Origin of the sequence: Pseudoalteromonas distincta (assembly GCF_005877035.1) — a bacterium.
Taxonomy (GTDB): domain Bacteria; phylum Pseudomonadota; class Gammaproteobacteria; order Enterobacterales; family Alteromonadaceae; genus Pseudoalteromonas; species Pseudoalteromonas distincta.
This window is the reverse complement of sequence record NZ_CP040558.1, coordinates 450,200-468,368: the sequence shown is the minus strand read 5'-3', so window position 1 is coordinate 468,368 and position 18,169 is coordinate 450,200. Positions and strand designations below refer to the sequence as shown.

At 37.8% G+C, this 18,169-nt stretch carries 15 protein-coding genes; 11 read left to right on the top strand and 4 right to left on the bottom strand.

Features of this window, described 5'->3' with window-relative positions:
• Positions 1–180: 180 nt before the first annotated feature.
• The 6 genes from gss (at position 181) to FFU37_RS02040 (ending at position 9,974) form a co-directional block, all read left to right on the top strand.
• A complete protein-coding gene (gene gss / locus FFU37_RS02065) occupies positions 181–2,049 on the top strand; it encodes a bifunctional glutathionylspermidine amidase/synthase (RefSeq protein ID WP_138488592.1) in 1,869 nt (622 codons plus the stop codon).
• A gap of 135 nt (positions 2,050–2,184) precedes the next feature.
• Positions 2,185–2,553, top strand: a complete 369-nt coding sequence (locus tag FFU37_RS02060) for a DUF2237 family protein (RefSeq protein ID WP_138488591.1) — start codon at positions 2,185–2,187, stop codon at positions 2,551–2,553.
• Positions 2,554–2,788: 235 nt separating this feature from the next.
• Positions 2,789–3,313 carry a DNA starvation/stationary phase protection protein Dps gene (dps, locus tag FFU37_RS02055; protein ID WP_024595435.1) on the top strand — a complete coding sequence of 175 codons (525 nt, stop codon included), beginning with the start codon at positions 2,789–2,791 and terminating at the stop codon, positions 3,311–3,313.
• A gap of 623 nt (positions 3,314–3,936) precedes the next feature.
• Positions 3,937–6,876, top strand: coding sequence for a TonB-dependent receptor (locus FFU37_RS02050; protein WP_138488590.1), 2,940 nt, complete (start codon positions 3,937–3,939; stop codon positions 6,874–6,876).
• Positions 6,877–7,185: 309 nt separating this feature from the next.
• Positions 7,186–7,977 (top strand): HAD family hydrolase, encoded by a 792-nt coding sequence (locus FFU37_RS02045; RefSeq protein ID WP_138488589.1) that lies wholly within the window; start codon positions 7,186–7,188, stop codon positions 7,975–7,977.
• A gap of 257 nt (positions 7,978–8,234) precedes the next feature.
• Positions 8,235–9,974 carry a SulP family inorganic anion transporter gene (locus tag FFU37_RS02040; RefSeq protein ID WP_138488588.1) on the top strand — a complete coding sequence of 580 codons (1,740 nt, stop codon included), beginning with the start codon at positions 8,235–8,237 and terminating at the stop codon, positions 9,972–9,974.
• 53 nt (positions 9,975–10,027) lie between these two features.
• Here FFU37_RS02040 and FFU37_RS02035 read toward each other — a convergent pair whose 3' ends face one another.
• Positions 10,028–10,705, bottom strand: coding sequence for a glutathione S-transferase family protein (locus FFU37_RS02035; protein WP_138488587.1), 678 nt, complete (start codon positions 10,703–10,705; stop codon positions 10,028–10,030).
• A 177-nt stretch (positions 10,706–10,882) separates the two neighbouring features.
• On the opposite strand from FFU37_RS02035, the gene FFU37_RS02030 reads away from it, so the two are divergent.
• The 5 genes from FFU37_RS02030 to FFU37_RS02010 all read left to right on the top strand — a co-directional run bounded on the left by FFU37_RS02030 (position 10,883) and on the right by FFU37_RS02010 (position 16,140).
• Positions 10,883–11,653, top strand: coding sequence for a DUF1223 domain-containing protein (locus tag FFU37_RS02030; protein ID WP_138488586.1), 771 nt, complete (start codon positions 10,883–10,885; stop codon positions 11,651–11,653).
• A gap of 306 nt (positions 11,654–11,959) precedes the next feature.
• Complete coding sequence (locus FFU37_RS02025; RefSeq protein WP_008165259.1) at positions 11,960–12,640, top strand: CsgG/HfaB family protein; 681 nt, start codon at positions 11,960–11,962, stop codon at positions 12,638–12,640.
• Positions 12,640–12,987: a DUF4810 domain-containing protein gene (locus FFU37_RS02020; protein ID WP_008165258.1), complete on the top strand. Its 348-nt coding sequence runs from the start codon at positions 12,640–12,642 to the stop codon at positions 12,985–12,987. The genes FFU37_RS02025 and FFU37_RS02020 overlap by 1 nt, the downstream gene beginning before the upstream one ends.
• Position 12,988: 1 nt before the next feature.
• Positions 12,989–13,666 carry a DUF799 domain-containing protein gene (locus FFU37_RS02015; RefSeq protein WP_138488585.1) on the top strand — a complete coding sequence of 226 codons (678 nt, stop codon included), beginning with the start codon at positions 12,989–12,991 and terminating at the stop codon, positions 13,664–13,666.
• A gap of 296 nt (positions 13,667–13,962) precedes the next feature.
• Positions 13,963–16,140: a GAF domain-containing hybrid sensor histidine kinase/response regulator gene (locus FFU37_RS02010; RefSeq protein ID WP_138488584.1), complete on the top strand. Its 2,178-nt coding sequence runs from the start codon at positions 13,963–13,965 to the stop codon at positions 16,138–16,140.
• Positions 16,141–16,143: 3 nt separating this feature from the next.
• On the opposite strand, the gene FFU37_RS02005 is transcribed toward FFU37_RS02010, so the two are convergent.
• From FFU37_RS02005 to FFU37_RS01995, 3 genes are all read right to left on the bottom strand, one after another.
• Positions 16,144–16,485 (bottom strand): YajD family HNH nuclease, encoded by a 342-nt coding sequence (locus FFU37_RS02005; protein ID WP_138488583.1) that lies wholly within the window; start codon positions 16,483–16,485, stop codon positions 16,144–16,146.
• A gap of 37 nt (positions 16,486–16,522) precedes the next feature.
• Positions 16,523–17,458: a hypothetical protein gene (locus FFU37_RS02000; protein ID WP_138488582.1), complete on the bottom strand. Its 936-nt coding sequence runs from the start codon at positions 17,456–17,458 to the stop codon at positions 16,523–16,525.
• Positions 17,459–17,570: 112 nt separating this feature from the next.
• Complete coding sequence (locus FFU37_RS01995) at positions 17,571–18,158, bottom strand: acyl carrier protein phosphodiesterase (protein ID WP_138488581.1); 588 nt, start codon at positions 18,156–18,158, stop codon at positions 17,571–17,573.
• Positions 18,159–18,169 lie beyond the last annotated feature (11 nt).

Sequence of the window (18,169 nt, the reverse complement as noted above, 5' to 3'; positions counted from 1 at the left end):
ACTTTGAAGGAGGGATTTCTTAACTACTGCTTTTAAAACGATGGATTAATAAAATATAATTTTAAGCCCTATTTAGCACCAATATTTAATTAAAGATTATACCCAGTAATATCTTGCTATAACGCAGTTTGACTCATATAGTCAGCAAATTATCACACCTTATTTTTAACATCTTTGTTTATGAAATCTTCTGCTCCTGTTAGTGATTTTGGTACTTTATTAGGTTATGCACCTGGTAATGTTGCTGTTTACTCATCTGATTATGATACGGCTGACGAAAGCATTTATCCTAATCGTAGCGCCTATCGTAGTTACCTAGACGGTATTTACATGGGCTATAAATGGCAATGCGTTGAGTTTGCCCGTAGATGGATGTACCTCAACCATGGTTATATTTTTGATGACATAGCCATGGCTTACGATATTTTTGAGCTGCGTTCAGTACGCGATGTAAATAGCCAAAATAGACTGCCACTAAACGCGTTTAAAAATGGTGCTAAACATCACCCTCAAGTAGGTAGTTTACTTATATGGGAAGAAGGCGGCGAGTTTGAAGAAACAGGCCATGTTGCTGTCGTTGTTGAAGTGCATGAAGATAAAATACGCCTTGCTGAGCAAAATGTAGGACATCAAATATGGCCAACAAATCAAAACTGGTGCCGAGAACTAAAAGCAAAAGTAACTAAAGATGGCGACTATTGGATTGAGTGCTCTTACAGCGACGCCACTATTTTAGGTTGGATGACACAAACTGATGAAACAGAATATGCTGAGCCAACGTCTGAGCTAAACACTGATTTATTTATTATAGAAGCCCATAAAGCAGTAGATACAGGCCAAGCAAACAAGTCATGGTTAAATATTGCGAATGACGATGAAGCTGCCTACGTAGAAATGATGCAAGGCCATAAACTTACATCAGTAGATGAAGATCAGCATAATTACTTTGCAATATCTCAAACGGCGCAGCAAAGCATTGAGCATGCAACAAATGAGCTGCATGGCTTATTTATGCATGCAACCGACTATGTATTGCAGCACCCTGAGTTATTAAAAAAGTTTAATTTACCCGATGTTGTGCTTAATAAAATTCGCCAATCGTGGGATAACCGCTTGAACCAATTAATTACCAGCCGGTTTGACTTTGCCTTAACAGCAGCAGGTTTAAAAGTTTACGAATACAATTGCGATTCGGCATCGTGTTATATGGAAAGCGGCAAGGTTCAAGGTAAATGGGCAAAACACTTTGGTGTTAAAACAGGTGTAGATGCAGGTCAAGATTTATTTAAAGACCTCGTAAAAGCATGGCGTAAAAGTGAAGTAAAAGGTCTTGTTCATATTCTGCAAGATGATGAACCAGAAGAACATTACCACGCATTATTTATGAAAGAAGCTATTGAAGCCGCTGGCTTTGAATGTAAGTTAGTAATTGGCTTAAGCACACTTCGCTGGAATGAGTCAGGCAACATAGTAGATACAGATGGCGCACAACTGAGTTACGTATGGAAAACGTGGTCGTGGGAAACCGCACTTGATCAAATTCGTGAAGAGTGTGAAGCCGACCAATCATTAGGTGATAACTTTGAACCACAATTCAAAGCTGGTGAAACGCCGCGCTTAGTCGATGTATTACTGCGTAAAAATGTCATGGTGTTTGAACCGCTGTGGACATTAATTCCAAGTAACAAGGCTATTTTGCCAATACTGTGGAGCTTATTCCCTAATCATAAGTATTTACTTAATACCGCGTTTGAGCTTAACGACGAGTTATTACAAACCGGATATGTAGTTAAACCAATAGTGGGACGCTGTGGCGCTAATATTCAACTCGTTGATGAGCAGCAGCAAGTTATAGAAAAAACAATGGGGCACTTTGCCGAGCAAGACCAAATATATCAACAGCTATTTGCACTGCCCAAAGTAGATGATTACTTTGTACAAATATGTAGTTTTACAGCCGCCGGAAAATACTCTGGTGGTGGCGTGCGTGTTGATAAAAGCATGATCATAAACGGTCATAGCGATTGTATGGCGCTGCGTATTAAATAATAAACAATACTAAGCCCGCAATTTGCTGCGGGCTTAAGTTTGTGTAGCCCTTCCCTCTTTTAAGTTTTATAGCTATCTCAAGCGAGTTACTCCTGTTAGAGTAAATTTATTAAACACCACAAATTAAGGTATTTCATGGCGAATCAATTTAATGTACTCGGCACACGCTTAAAACTATGTTGCGGTAATGGTGGCTACACACGTGAAGGGTTTTGTTATGTACCAGAATCAGATCTTGGCAATCACAGTGTGTGTGCAATTATGACTGATGAGTTTTTACAGTTTTCAAAATCACAAGGTAACGATTTAATAACCCCGAACCCTCTTTACGATTTCGAAGGTTTAAAAGCCGGTGATAAATGGTGCTTGTGTGCGCTAAGATGGCTTCATGCTATTTCAGCAAACGTTGCCCCACCGGTGGTACTTGAAGCCACAAATAAAAAATCATTAGAAATAGTGCCGATCAATGTTTTAAAAGCGCACGAATATATAGCCAACGTTTAAATACATCTAAGAGTAACTAAATCGAAGTCTGCATATTTTACAAATATATGCAGGCTTTTCAAAAACCCAATCTCCTCTGCAGCCTTAAAAATCTTAATTTAAAATATAACCACATGTTTTTAAATTACTTTTTAAATAAATCAACTTACGGCATAGCAGTTGCTTTATTAAGCTTAAGTCACGCTCATCACGCAACACATTATATGAGCAACACATTAGTTAAGTAGGAGAAATTATGAGTAACAATAACGAATCAAACAAAACAACTAAATTTACCGCGCCAGGTATGAGTGACGAGTCAGCTCAAAAAACAATAGCTACGCTAGATAACCGCATGGTTGCATTGATAGATTTACAGCTTACTTTAAAGCATATTCACTGGAACGTAGTGGGACCAAATTTTATTGGCGTACACGAAATGATAGACCCGCAAGTAGACATTGTACGCGAAATGACAGATACAATTGCAGAGCGAATTGCGACACTTGGTGCAGTACCTGTTGGCACACCCAAATCAATTGTAGATCGCCGTACTTGGGACGAATACTCTGTAGGCAAAGGTTTAGTAACCGAACATTTGGCTGCGCTTGATAAAGTATATAACGGCGTTAATGCCGATCACCGTAAAGCAATCGAGACTCTTTCTGAGCTAGATCCGGTCTCTGAAGATATGATCACCAGCCAACTAGCCGATTTAGAGCAATTTCAGTGGTTCATACGAGCACATTTAGAATCATCTACAGGCGAATTACAGAGCTAATACATCTAAAGTAAGAGAGCCCAGCATTATTATGCTGGGCTTTTTTTTGCGTAAAAATCCATTTATTTATAATCATATATAGATATGTATCAGTAAGCTCTAATACAAAATTCATATAAAAACAATAGAAAATTGGTATTACCAAAACAAATAACCAAAATAAAATTGAATGATTTTATACTCCTCACTATTTCGCAAATTTATAAGCCATACCCAACCTTTAATGAACACCTCATTATTTTAACATCACTTAAAAAGCAAACTAAACACGTATAAAATTACATCGCAAAAGCTCAAAATAGCACCTAAACCCGCACTAAATTGTACAAATAATATAAAAAATGCCTTTGGTAAACATACTTTAATAAAATTCATTCAAAATATTAAAAATAAAAACACATCATAAGCCATTAAATTTATTAAGTATAAGCAAAATAAAAGAACATTTTGTAATACACTTTGTGAATTTTTGGTAAACAAAGGTTGTAATAAAAGCTGAATTGGACTAATTTCAACCATACCACCTGTATTACACACTACAGGGAAATAGCAGTTAAATTGGTTAACCAAACCAAGTAACAACACACACAATGACGTAAGTCGTACCCAAACGGGAGAGATACATGAAACTCAATCAAATTACTTCAACATTAATTAATAAACATAAAAGAAGTAGCTCTACAACAATCAGTGCAGCAGCCCTTTTATTAATGGCTTCTTCAAATATTGCAGCGCAAGAGGCTCCGGCAGCTTCAGAAACGGCAGCTGCAGACATCGAAGTAATTGAAGTAAAAGGCATGCTAGGTAGTATGAAAGCCGCCGCTATGCTTAAGCGTACTGACGGACGTATTGTAGATGCAATTGTTGCTGAAGACATTGGTAAGTTACCTGATAATAATATTGCAGAAGCATTGCAACGTATTACTGGTGTATCTATTAATACCGATTTTGGTGTGGGTGACAGTGTTTCGATTCGTGGCTTACCTCAAAACCGTGTTGAATTAAACGGTCGTTCTACTATTGGTGACTCTCGTGACGGTATTAGCTTACAAGATTACCCATCAAGTTTCTTAAAAACAGTAGAAGTAGTTAAGTCTCCTACTGCCGATATGATTGAAGGCGCATTAGGCGGAACGGTTAGCTTAAAAACAGTTCGCCCATTAGAGTTAGATAAACTAACTGGCGCAGTTTCATTAGATGGTGAATACGCAGATAAAACAGAAAAAGTAGCACCTATTTTTAGTGGTTCACTTGGTAACAACTGGGACTTTGACGAAATGGGTACCTTTGGTGCCATTGCTATGTTTTCGTATCAAGATCGTGAAATTCGCCAAGATGAAACGTCTAGCCGTGTTAAACCTCAAGACATTGATATTAACGGCCAAGAAGGTAATACACCAAGTGGCAACGCTATCGTACGAGACGAGCACAGTGTTGAGCAATATGTAGAACAACGTAAACGTACTGCTGTAAATTTATCTCTTCAATGGGCACCACAATCTGGTAATGGCATGGTGTATCTTGATTTAAGCGGCACAAAGCGCTCAGGTGAACAAGCTGGTAACTCTATTTTAGGTGTCGCAGGTTCGTTATCAACAGATGCAAATACAACTCAAGATGCTAACGGCGTAAATAATTACACGTTAACAAACGAATTTGGTATTCCTAAAACATACAGTGACTTTCGTGAAACTGACTCGTTTTCAAATGCACTTGGTGCAGAGTGGAACCTTACTGACAGCATCAAAATCTCTGGTGAAATTGCGGTAGCATCATCAGAAAGCGTAAGACCTGATTCTGAATTTACACTTCGCCCAATCGAAAAATCAACATTTGAAGCAAGTGGCGGAACTCAGCTAACAAATCATTTATATGATGGTGCATTCTCTCAAGACGGTAATAAATTACCAAGCATCATTCATTCAGATCCAAATGCATTTACTGACCCACAGAACTTAGCACTGCGTACATTTAAAAGCGAAGATAGAAGAACAGACAATGACGAAACAGCTATTCGTTTTGATGTTGAAATGTTTGAACCTGTAAGCAGCTTAAGCTGGGTCTCTAAAGTAAAAGCAGGTGTACGTGTTACTAATCGTGATTACGAATATGAGCAATACAAAGTAGAAATTAAAGACATTTACAAAAATGCATTTAACGACTCAGATGGTTCATTGGCTACTTTATGGGTTGATGACTACAACGCTGCTTTTTCAAATAGCTTCACAACAGTTAGCCACGACAACTCTTTTGACCAATTAGGTCATTCGGGACAAAATGACCTACTAACATTTTTAAGCTACAACGGTTTATCTAACCCTGCAAATACTTACGCTCAACTTCAGCAGTTACTTGCAGGTACTAACCTAGCGTCAACAGGGAGTCTTTCAGATAACCAAGAGTTCCAAGAAAGCGCATACCGTAACGTAGTTGAAGATACAGCTGCTGTGTACATATCAGCGTACTTAGACTTTGATAACATCACTGCGATTGTGGGTGGTCGTTATGTGACTACAGATTTAGAATCAAGCGTATTTCTTAATGGCGAAAAAGTAACTGGCGACAATGATTACAGCGACTTTTTACCAAGCTTAAACGTTACGTATAACTACTCAGACGAAACATTATTCCGCTTTGCTGCTGCAAAAGTTATGCGCCGCGCTGACTTTAGCGAACTAAGCCCTGCATTTGACGTTAATAACGACATTACAGGTGCAACGCAAGGCTCTATTGATTTAGAACCATATCGTGCAACGCAATACGACTTATCTGTAGAGCATTACTTTGACCAAGGTAACGTAATTTCTTTCGCAGTATTTTATAAAGATGTTGAATCTTTCTTAAGTAACGAAAGTAGCTGTGTAGCTGCATCAAGCACTTCAACAGGTCAAAACGTAACTCAATGGAACCAAGTATGTCAGCTTGACGTTGCAGGTGTTTCACAAGATAACCTAGTTTACTCGGATGCAACTGACTTCCCAGTAGATGCTGATGGCTTTAACCATGTAGCAGGCTTACGTGACGCAGGACTAACGGGTATCGATACTGTTAAAAATGTAAACGGTGAAAACGGCTCAGTACAAGGCTTTGAAGTTGGTTATCAACAGTTCTTTACAGACCTACCTGGTGCATTTTCTGGCTTAGGCATTAACGCAAACTACACATACGCAGACAGCGAGCAACCAAACGGTAACCCATTATTAGATATTTCTAAAAATACGTATAACTTACAAGTATTTTGGGAATACGAAGGTTTCTCTACTCGTCTAGCTTATAACTACCGTGACAGTTTCTTAGATACTGAAAACGAGAAACGTGTAGAAAATATTAACTCAGACGGCAGTATTTCAGCAGAAGGTACTGTTTACGGTAATAACTACCGTGACGACAGAGGCCAGTTAGACTTCTCTGCAAGCTGGGATATTAACGAAAACGTGACCTTAGTAGGTAATGCGACCAACTTAACAGGTGAACCTTCAATCTATCTATCTGAACTAGGTGGTGCTTGGAAGTACACTGAAGCGGATCGTCGTTACAGCTTTGGTATTCGCGCAAAATTTTAATTTTCCCTAAAAACTAAAGCCTGCTTTTATGCAGGCTTTTTTACGTCTATAAAAAAGTGGCACTTGTGTTAAAACATCGCACAACTTTTATAACTAAATATTTATTTAAAGCAATAAAATTATCATTGAATAATACTCCAAACTAAAATTTAGATACCGCGTAAACAATATCAACCTCCTGCACTTCACTTTTAGCGCACAAACTAAGCACCATACATTGCACTAAAAACCAGCAACCTTGCAGCTTGGTTATAAAATGTCTAGTATTCTAAAGCCGTACTTATAATTGGTACGAAAAAAGGATTAACAATGTCTCTAAAATACATAACAACAATATCAATCACATTATCATTACTATTATTAACAGCATGCGGCTCTGGGGGAAGTAAAACAAAAGAGGCTGAAAGCATTGAAATACCAAAATCAAAAGCGGTTATTAATAACAGTCCCTTAAGTGACTACAAAATAATTATCTATGGTAATAGCCATAGTTCACAGTTAGGGGGCTTATTAGAAATAATTATTACAAACCAGTTACCTAGCACTTCAGTCAAAATAACGACTGTCAGTGGTCGATTTTTAGATGAAATAGTCGCAGTAGATGCAAATGTCGATAAATTAAAAAGTGATAACTGGAGTCATGCAATTTTTCAAGGCCAAAAGTACTCACAATCAGGTTCGACTGACTACCCTACAAGTGCAACTGAGCGATTAATCTCGAACGCAAAAGAGCATAAAATTACACCTATTTTATTTCCAGAGCATCCTCAAAAAGGGGATCCCGCAGAAGCAAAGCAGGTTTACGACCTCCATTTAGCAATCAGTCAAAAACAACCTAGCTGCATAGCGCCTGTTGGCTTTGTATGGAATCGAGTATTAGAAATAATGCCTAGTATAAACCTTCATAGTGCCGACGGTAATCATGCATCCTATGCTGGGAATGTCCTTACAGCGATGACCTTTTATCAAATCATTACCTCGGAATTAACAGACACAATGCCATTTATTCCTGCTATAGATTTAACACAGCAAGAACAAGCTTTATTTGGACAAGTAGTAACAGAGGTGCTTGAGTTATATCCGGCATGTGGTGCTAAATAATCTTAAAAAATTTAAAACTAGATTTTAGATTTAGTGATTTCCTGAGGTGCTCAATATCAGTACATTAATACTACGCACATAAGCTGATTAAAAGACACCTCAGGAAAATTCAATTTTCACTTTTTTGCCAAATTATAAATTTAATATCTTGATAAATAATCACCTGCAATTTATTAAAATAACCGCCGTCCTAGCTATACTTATTTGAATATTAAATTTACTATCAAAACGTTGTAACTATTAGCAGGAAAACTAAAGTGCTGTCGCGTTTATATAATTTTATGCCCGGTTTAAATACATTGCTGCACTATGAACGCCAATGGTTTGCTGATGATGTAAGGGCGGCGCTATCAGTAGCAGCAGTGGCTTTACCTGTTGCCATTGCTTACGCACAACTAACCGGTGTTAACGCCGCCGTAGGGTTATACTCTTGCATACTGCCAATGATGCTATATGCACTTTTCGGCACTTCAAAACAATTAATAGTCGGCCCTGATGCCGCAACCTGCGCCGTTATTGCCGCTGTAGTAACACCTCTTGCTGCAGGTGACAGCTTTAAGCATTGGCAACTTGTTGTCACCATGACCGCTATGACCGGCTTTTGGTGCTTTATAGCCAGTAAATTTAAGTTAGGTGTATTAGCCGACTTTTTATCTAAACCTATTTTAATGGGCTTACTAAACGGCGTAGCCATCACTATTATTGTTGGTCAATTTTCTAAAGTATTCGGTTTTACCTTTGATGAGCGCTACTTACTTGAACGCCTAGGTGGTGTACCCACATACTTAGCGCAAACACATGTTCCCACCTTATTAATGGCCTTGTTCACACTAGCGGTTTACTTTGCCATGAAGCGCATAAGACCCACGTGGCCTGCGTCTATGTTCGCCATAGCTTTTGGTGCGCTTTTGGTATGGATTTTCGATTTAAAACAATTTGATATAAAAACCATTGGCACCGTAACTGGCGGGCTTCCCGTTTTTAATACCCCTGTTTTTGATTTAGGGATTATTCGTGAGCTGGTGGTACCCGCACTTAACTTAGCCATCGTGAGCTTTGTTAGTATGATGCTAACTGCCCGCAGCTTTGCTGCTAAAAATGGCTACGACATAGACGCCGATAAAGAATTTAGAGCGTTGGGTATTGCCAATATAGCGTCAGCTCTTTCGCAAGGTTTTGCAGTCAGTGGCGCCGACTCACGCACCGCTGTTAACGATGCAACAGGTGGTAAAACGCAGTTAGTATCAATAATAGCAGCAGCTATTATTGCGCTCATAGCTGTATTTTTAACAGCCCCACTTGAATTTATTCCAAGCGCAGCGCTAGGTATTGTACTTATTATTGCCTCTGTACACTTACTCGATTTAAAAGCTGTTTGGCAATTAAAACGAAAAGACAAACAGGCATTTTATCTCGCCTCAGCCACCTTACTTGCGGTGTTATTTATTGGCGTTATACCAGGGATCACACTTGCTGTATTACTGGGGTTATTTCAATTTATTCGCACTGTTATGCGCCCAACCGACAATATTCTCGGCGTAGATGTTAACGGTGTAGTAAGAAGTTTAGACGCCACAGATAAAGCAAAAGCAGTGCAAGGCGTGTTTATCTATCGCTTTAATTCACCTTTAACTTACTTTAATGCCAGCTACTTTAAACGCAGATTACTTGAGCAATATGCAAGGCAAAAAGACGACACTCAATGTGTAATAATTGACGCTGTGCCCTGCTTTACTCATTTAGATTTAAGTGTAATGGCCATGCTTGCAGATCTCGACGTTATATTTAAAAAGCGCGATATAAGGCTTGAGCTTGCAGGTAGAAAACGTCAGTTACTTTCGTGGTTTGATATTGCAGGAATGAAGTCAGGAAAAGAAGGTATATATATTCACTCAGATTTATACATCGCCCTAAAAAGAAATAGCGTAAAGCAGCATACACAAGAAGTTAGCTTGTTTGAGTCAGACGAAAATAAAGAACCGCTCACACAGCAATAAAATACTAAACAGCAGATCAGCTAACTGATCTGCTGTTTAGTATTAATTACTTTTTATACTTTTGGGTAGTTTGAAGGAAAAAACGCTTTTTTAGCATCTTCATCAAACTCTTTTTTAAAGGCTATATCAGTACCAATTGCGCGTGCACGTGCAACCGCTGGGCGGCTATCAATGCTTTCAAACCAACGCTTAAGATTTGGGTACGGTGCTAAACCCTCTTCACCTAATACAACCGGTGCTTTATCAATCCAACCCCATGCAGATACATCAGCAATGGTATATGTATCACCTACTATAAAGTCACGACCTTCAAGGTGAGTATCAAGTACTTCGTAATGGCGCTGCGCTTCACGTAAATAGCGATTAACCGCGTAATCAAGCCCTTCTGGCGCCATGTGTTTAAAGTGAACACTTTGCCCTGAATACGGACCTAAACCCGATGCGATAAACATTAACCACGACAGCATTTCAGCGCGGTCCTCGCCCTTGCCTTCAAGCTTCCCATACTTTTCAGAAAGGTACATTAAAATAGCATTCGAATCGAACACACGCGTTTCACCATCAACAATTGCTGGCGCTTTAGCGTTTGGATTAATTGCTTTAAATTCAGGTGTATGTTGCTCACCTTTTAAAGTATCAAGAGGAACAAGTTCAAACGGTAAGCCTGTTTCTTCTAAAAAGAGCGCAACCTTCATTGGGTTAGGAGTATGGTGAAAATAAAATTTAATCATGTAAAGTTCCTCAATAATTGAGCAACGATTAAAGCACAACTTGAGCGGGTGTTCAAATTAAGTTTTAACTAAGTAAAATACACAGTTAAAACGTGATTTAATTGTGAGTATTTCGTGATACTTCAATCGTAAAAATCACTTATGCTGAATGCAATATCAGCCTTTGCGAGAAGTAACATGCCTTTTAAAGCAATATCCCGTCCATTTTTAATCTCACTTGTTGGGTTAATAATTTTTTGCTTTCAAAGCCAAGCTGCTGAGCAAGTAACTATTTCCAGTACAGCTAATCCGACTACCTTTTTAGAGCTTTACACATCGCAAGGTTGCAGTAGCTGCCCACCAGCAGAGCGCTGGATTTCAACGTTTACAGATGATGAAAAACTATGGACTGATTTAATCCCTATTAATTTTCATGTTACTTATTGGGATTATTTAGGATGGAAAGACCAATTTGCCTCTGCTGTTTTTAGTAAAAGACAACGCACGTATAAGGCACTCGGTAAAAGTAGGATTGTAGCTACTCCAGGATTTATGGTTAACGGCAAAGGGTGGCAAGGTTGGTTTTATAAACAAGCTATTCCTGTAGCTAAAGCCCGTTATTCAGGTAATTTAAAAGCGACTATAAACAACAGTAAAATTAATCTCGAATACGATACTGTTAATACCGAAGATAATACTAACCAAAACTTAATAGCCCATGTAGCTCTATTAGGCTTTGGCATAGAAACACAAATACACAGCGGCGAAAACGCAGGCCATAAGTTAAAACACGACTTTGTTGTTATTGGCTACGAGCAAAGTGACATGCAGACCAAGCAGCAATTATCATTAACTGACTTAACCATGCCTCGCGCTAAAAAAATATCGCCAACAAAGCAAGCCTTAGTGTTTTGGGTATCTAAAAAAGGCGACCCTACTCCACTACAAGTTGCAGCCGATTGGTTTTAAAAATTAAAGTTAATTGAATAAAATTACTAATTAACAACTCAGCGCGCAATAAATGTCCTTGTATATCAACTATAGAAAAAGGCTTTCAATAATTTAAAAACTAATGAATTAGCATTATTATTACAAAGAATTTATTCTTTTTTATTGTATGCATCTGTATAAAACATAAATAACATTGTATTTACATCGACTTTTGTTTATAAAGTAAGTTGAATGGACTCTTGAAATAAGTAATTGACTTATAAGTATAAAAATCAAGCGCCTATCAATAAAAACTTCTGCAATTATCTATATGGACAAAAATTTATGCGAATTAACCAAAGCCACATTAAAACAATTGTAATCGCTGCAATTACAGCTTCGTCTTTAGCTGGGTGTGCTACAACATCATCAAAAGTAGTAGAAACACCAACTGTTGCTAGCTATAACACAACCTACTCAGGTACAAAAAGCAAACTAGTCGTAGGTCAGTTTGTAAACCGTTCGAGCTTTCAAAATGGTATATTTTCATCAGGCCAAGACCGTTTAGGCAGCCAAGCAAAAACAACACTAATGAGCCACTTACAACAAACAAATCGCTTTAGTGTGCTTGATCGCGACAATATGGCAGCCCTTGCAGAAGAAGCAAAGTTAACAGGTACAAAACAAGTTCTTAGCGGTGCTAAATTTGTTGTAACTGGTGATGTAACAGAGTTTGGCCGTAAAGCCATTGGCGATCGCCAACTTTTTGGTTTATTGGGTAAAGGTAAATCGCAAATTGCTTACGCTAAAGTAACGCTTAATGTTGTTGATGTTACTACGTCAGAAGTTATTTATTCAGTGCAAGGTGCTGGTGAATACAGCCTATCAGAACGTGAAGTTATTGGTTTTGGTAGCACAGCTTCATACGATGCCACATTAAATGGCAAAGTACTTGACCTAGCTATTCGCGAAGTCGTTAACAAGTTAGTTACTGGTCTTGAAGCTGGCCAATGGGGCAATAAATAATGAAAAAGCTAATTACCTTAGCGTTTGTTTGTATAGCCCTAACGGGTTGTAACTCAACGAAAGAACCTATTTACTATTACGGCGACTATAGCACTGCCGTATACGCCTATTTAAAAGCAGATGACGTAACAGCCGAAGAGCAAATTAGTATGCTTGAGCAAATTATTGCCGATGCCGCAAACAAAAGTAAGAATGTTGCACCTGGCTTACATGCTCACCTAGGTATGCTGTACTTTGAAACGGGTAATCCTTCATTAGGCACTACTCACTTCGAAACTGAGAAATCACTTTTCCCAGAATCAGTTCATTACATCGACTTCCTTCTAAAATCTGCGAAAGGCGCTTAATATGCTTAATTTAAAATCATACACAGCGATCGTATTAGTCGCATTACTCGCTGGTTGTGTTTCACCTCCACCAGCACATGACTACACAGCATTTAAACAAGCAGACCCTCACTCAGTTATTATTTTACCTCCGCTAAATAATACACCTGAAGTAATTGCACCATACAGTGTGATGACTCAAATGGTCGCGCCTATAGCTGAGTCCGGTTTTTATGTTTTTCCTGTTGCTTTAGTTGATCAAACCTTTAAAGGTAATGGCCTCACTGTTGCAAGCGACGTACACCAAGTACCGGTGAATAAATTACATGAAATTTTTGGTGCAGACTCTGCGCTTTACATCACTATTGAAGAATACGGTACTAGCTATGTTGTAATTTCTAGCGAAACAGCTGTAACTGTGTCAGCCTCACTAGTTGATTTACGCACTGGCGAGCAATTATGGCAAGGTAAAGCAAGAGCCTCTTCAGCTGAACAACAAAGTAATGGCGGTGGTGGCCTTGTAGGTATGCTTGTTATTGCAGCAATCAATCAAATTGCTGAAACGGTAACCGATAAAGGCTTTGAAATCGCAGCAATGACTTCAACACGCTTACTTTCTTCAGATGTTTACAACGGCTTATTATATGGACCTCGTTCACCTAATTATGGCCAACCAGCACCAAGCGAAAAGAAAAAATAACTCTTATTGTTATTAACCTAAAGCTTTAAAAGGCCGAACCATTAAATGGGATTCGGCCTTTTTAATAACAGCTTACTCAACTAAAAAGCTTAGCAAAGTTACTTTTAAGTATTTAGAGCAGATTTTAAAATACGAGTTTAAAAACCAATATTAGTCACAATAGAAAACACATTTCAAAAAAGTAATAATAGAGTAGCAAAATGCAATGTCTTTTTTTTAGCCGGTTCTACATGTTAAAGTTGTCATTATCACTAAATTACTCTTATAGTGAATCTATATAAATATTGAGCCATACTATGATAAAAGCACAAATACCAGCTGACGAAGAATCTAGATTAAAGGCCCTTTACGAGTATGAAATATTAGATACTGAAGCCGAAAAAGTATTTGATGATTTAACTCAACTTGCTTCTGATATTTGTGAAGCCCCCATATCACTTATAAGCTTAGTTGATCCACAAAGGCAGTGGTTTAAATCAAAGTATGGTATCGATGTAGACTCCACCGAAAGAGATATCGCATTTTGCTCTCATACAATACTGCAAGACCAAGTATTTGAAATACAAAACGCTCTACTTGATGAACGTTTTTATGATAACCCTCTAGTAACCAGCGATCCAAACATTCGGTTTTATGCGGGCACACCGCTAGTTACACCTAGTGGCAGCACAATTGGTACATTATGTGTTATCAGCGACCAGCCTAAAAAGCTAACTCAAACACAAATTAACGCACTGAAAATACTTGGCAAAGAAGTTATCGCGCAACTTGAGCTCAGGTTAAACAACAGAAAGCTGGCCACTGCATTAAAACAGCAACAAATACATAATAAAAATCTTGAAGAACTAAAAAAAGAAGCTGACACAGCTAACACTCTAAAAGGTCGATTTTTAGCAAATATGTCGCACGAGCTAAGAACCCCGCTGCACGGCATTTTAAATTTAGCTGGGTTTGGACTAGCAGAAACTTCAAATATAGAAAAAGATAACGCCCTAAAAAGTATTTTAAGCTCCGCGAATATACTCTCAAATATTGTAAATGACATTTTAGACTTTTCAAAAATTGAAGCGGGTAAATTAAATATTGAGAATATTAACTTTAACTTGAGCGAAGTCATTAACAATGTAATTAATCCACTAATGAAACAAGCCACAGATAAAGGCATAAAATTTATTCCATCTATAGATAAAAATATCGCCACAACCCTAAAAGGCGACCCTGTCAGAGTTTCTCAAATTTTAAATAACTTATGTTCAAATGCGATTAAATTTACACAACAAGGTCAGGTAGAGTTTAAAGTCACTGTAAAAGAGAACTCCTTAAACACGCAAAATATTGTATTTGAAATAACCGATACGGGTATTGGTATTAGTAAAGCTGCGCAGCAAAATTTATTTCAAGAGTTTCATCAGGCTGATTCATCTACATCTAGAAAGTACGGGGGCACGGGCCTTGGCCTCTCCATTTGCACCAAGCTAAGTGATTTAATGAATGGCAAAATCAACTTCACGAGTAAAGAAGATAAAGGTTCTGTATTTACTTACCAACAAAGCTTTGAAACATCAGAACTCGATGAATTATTAAAACCAAATAAAGAAATAACCGATTTACAAGGGTGCACTATTTTGGTTGCCGAAGACAATAAAGTAAATCAAGTTGTCGTAAGTAAAATGCTACAAGCTCATAATGCGAAAGTAATATTTACCGAAAATGGCAAAGAATGCGTTGATTACTTTTTTGCCAACCATGTTGATTTAATTTTTATGGACATTCAAATGCCAGTGATGGATGGAGTGCAAGCCACTAAGATAATTAGAGAGCAACAAACAGGTAAAACAACGCCAATTATTGCCATGACAGCCAACACCATGAAACCAGATATTAAACACTATTTGAATATTGGTATGGATGGCTATTTAACGAAGCCATTTAATAAAGATCATTTAAATAGCTTGCTCAATGTTTATAATCCAAAAAACTCAAATCTCAAAAATTTAGCAGTTAAAGTTAGTAACCCAAACATTACGAGTGAACGTAAGCTAAAACAGATATGCAATGAGCTAAAAAAGTTAATTTCAAATGCCGACAGAGTCAGTCTATGGTTGTTTAATCACGACTATACTGCCATTAATAGCTTAATTTTCCTTGATGAAAAAAATGAGATAGTAAGTAATGCAGTTTTAAAAGCTGAAGACTTTCCTGCATACTTTGACTATATTTTAGAGCATAAAGTATTAGACGCATCAGATGCGAGAAACCACGAAATCACTAAAAACTTAACCAAGGTTTATTTTGAACCATCAAACATTTACTCCTTGCTTGATTACATCTACTTTATTGATAACAAACCGCTAGGTGTTATTTGTTGTGAAAGTGTTGGCTCAAAAATTTCATGGAGCCATGCAGATAAACTGTCACTTATTAAAGTAGCTGATGTAACAACCTTGTTTTTATCCAAACAGTTGAAATCATAGTAGCTACTTTGATTTACTAAGCATCGCTTTTAAATCGGTAAATGGAGAATGTGTTGCAGCCTCAACTTTTCGCTCTGTAGTCGACCCGCCATACATAATATGTTCGTGGTATTTATTGTGCTCATTGTCGTGGCAATAAATACACAATAACTCCCAGTTACTGCCATCCTCTGGATTATTACTATGGTTATGATCTATATGATGCACCGTTAACTCTCGTAAATTAGAGTACTCAAACTCACGGGCACAACGCCCGCATACCCAAGGGTATAATCTTAAGGCTTTAATTCGGTAACCTTCCTCTTGCTTCACATAAGCCTGAGGTACTGCGTTATTCTTACTCATAGTATTCCTGGTAAATTTACTATTTCGGTGATCAATACTAAAAAAACTTAATTACTGACAAATCACCAAAAGAAGTATCTATATGCCGGCCTGTTTGCTCCCACGCGCGTAGTACGACCATAAGTTTTTTATTGTCGGAAGTCCAAGAAATTCCACCGCCGTATGCTTCAACTTTTTCGGCGCCCGAATCTTTTAACCCCAACCCAGGGTTTGTGTTTTGAATATGCCCTTTACCTACTTTGTATTCAGCAAATACGTGAACATTATGCGGTAACGAAAATGATAAAAGCGAGCCAATACTCGCCCCGTACGAATTAGAAATTAACTTAGTGACCTGTGGTGCAGACGAATTTAAAAAATCAGCCTGAAACACAATATTATCTTTATTCTCAAGAGATACATGCTTGAAAGACCACGCGCCAACAATACTTAACGACATATCAAATTTGTTACTTAGCTTTGGCCTATTAAGAAAAAAATGCTCAAACAAAGACGCTTTATTATTGAAGGTATAAAAGTTGTGTTGGCCAGATAGCTCAAACTTGGTTGAACGTGTATTTTGCGAGAAAATTTGATCAGTTTGATTGCTGCTTAAATTGCTAGCCGTGCTTTGCAGCCCTTCAAGCGTTTGATAGTTAAATGTGATTTTAGAATTTTTAAATTTTCTATACGAGAGCAGTATATCTTGTGTTTTTGTTTCAACATCATCTTCAAAAATATCGGCAGAGTAGCCAATTTCAATATCGTTAATATCAAAAAACACACCCACACGCTGGTTATTTATGGGCTCTAACGAAAACAGTGTTTTTTGATTACTCTGCGCCAAGTCATCGTTTATTAGCGCGTGGCTAGTGCTTGGGTTTGAAATAGTGGTTCGTACCGATTTTAAGTCGAAGTCAAAAGCTAATACAGAACCAGATAGAAATGCCGATAAAACGGCAAAGCCCACAATAACTAAATAATTGCGATTCATTAAAAACACTCAAAGATTAATTTGTATTAGAGTAGCGTTTTTTTCACCTTAACTTATCACAAAAGATTAACAATTTATGAAAACTTTAAATAAAGTTCTTTATCTAACTTTTTTAAGTGCTTTCAAGACTAAACTCATTCACATGCTTAACCAGCTCCGGAAAAAACGTTAAAAACACGTTTTCTAATTCATTGTAGTTACGCTTTATATCATCAGCCGCGCCCGCAAAAGTGTTCGTAAAACGAATGCGTTTGGCTATGTTATCGAGCGCAAGCCCTACTCCCTCAACGGTTTCGTACTCTTTAAACCAATCGTTTTTAGTCATACTTGTTACAACGTGCTGCATTCGCGCTGGCATAACAGGTATGCGATTATTCAAAAGCTGATAGCTGGTGTACTTAAAATCACTTAAAGGTTGCTTGCTAAATCGCTGCCAATGCACAATTAAAAAATGATCAAACACCACATCAATAGCCACACCAGCAAAGCGTTTACGCTCAGGTGAAAAGTATTGTTTAGCGTGTTTTACTTCGCGGTGAGAGTCGGTAAATTTATCAACTAAATAATGGTTATCGAGGCCATTTTTAACTGTGTTTGGTAAGTGTTTTACATATCTTTTTCCACCAAAGTCACCCAACAGGTTCCCAAAGTGAGAATCGGCTGTGGGCTGCGCTAAATAAAGATGAGCTAAATAATTCAAAGTGTTCTCTG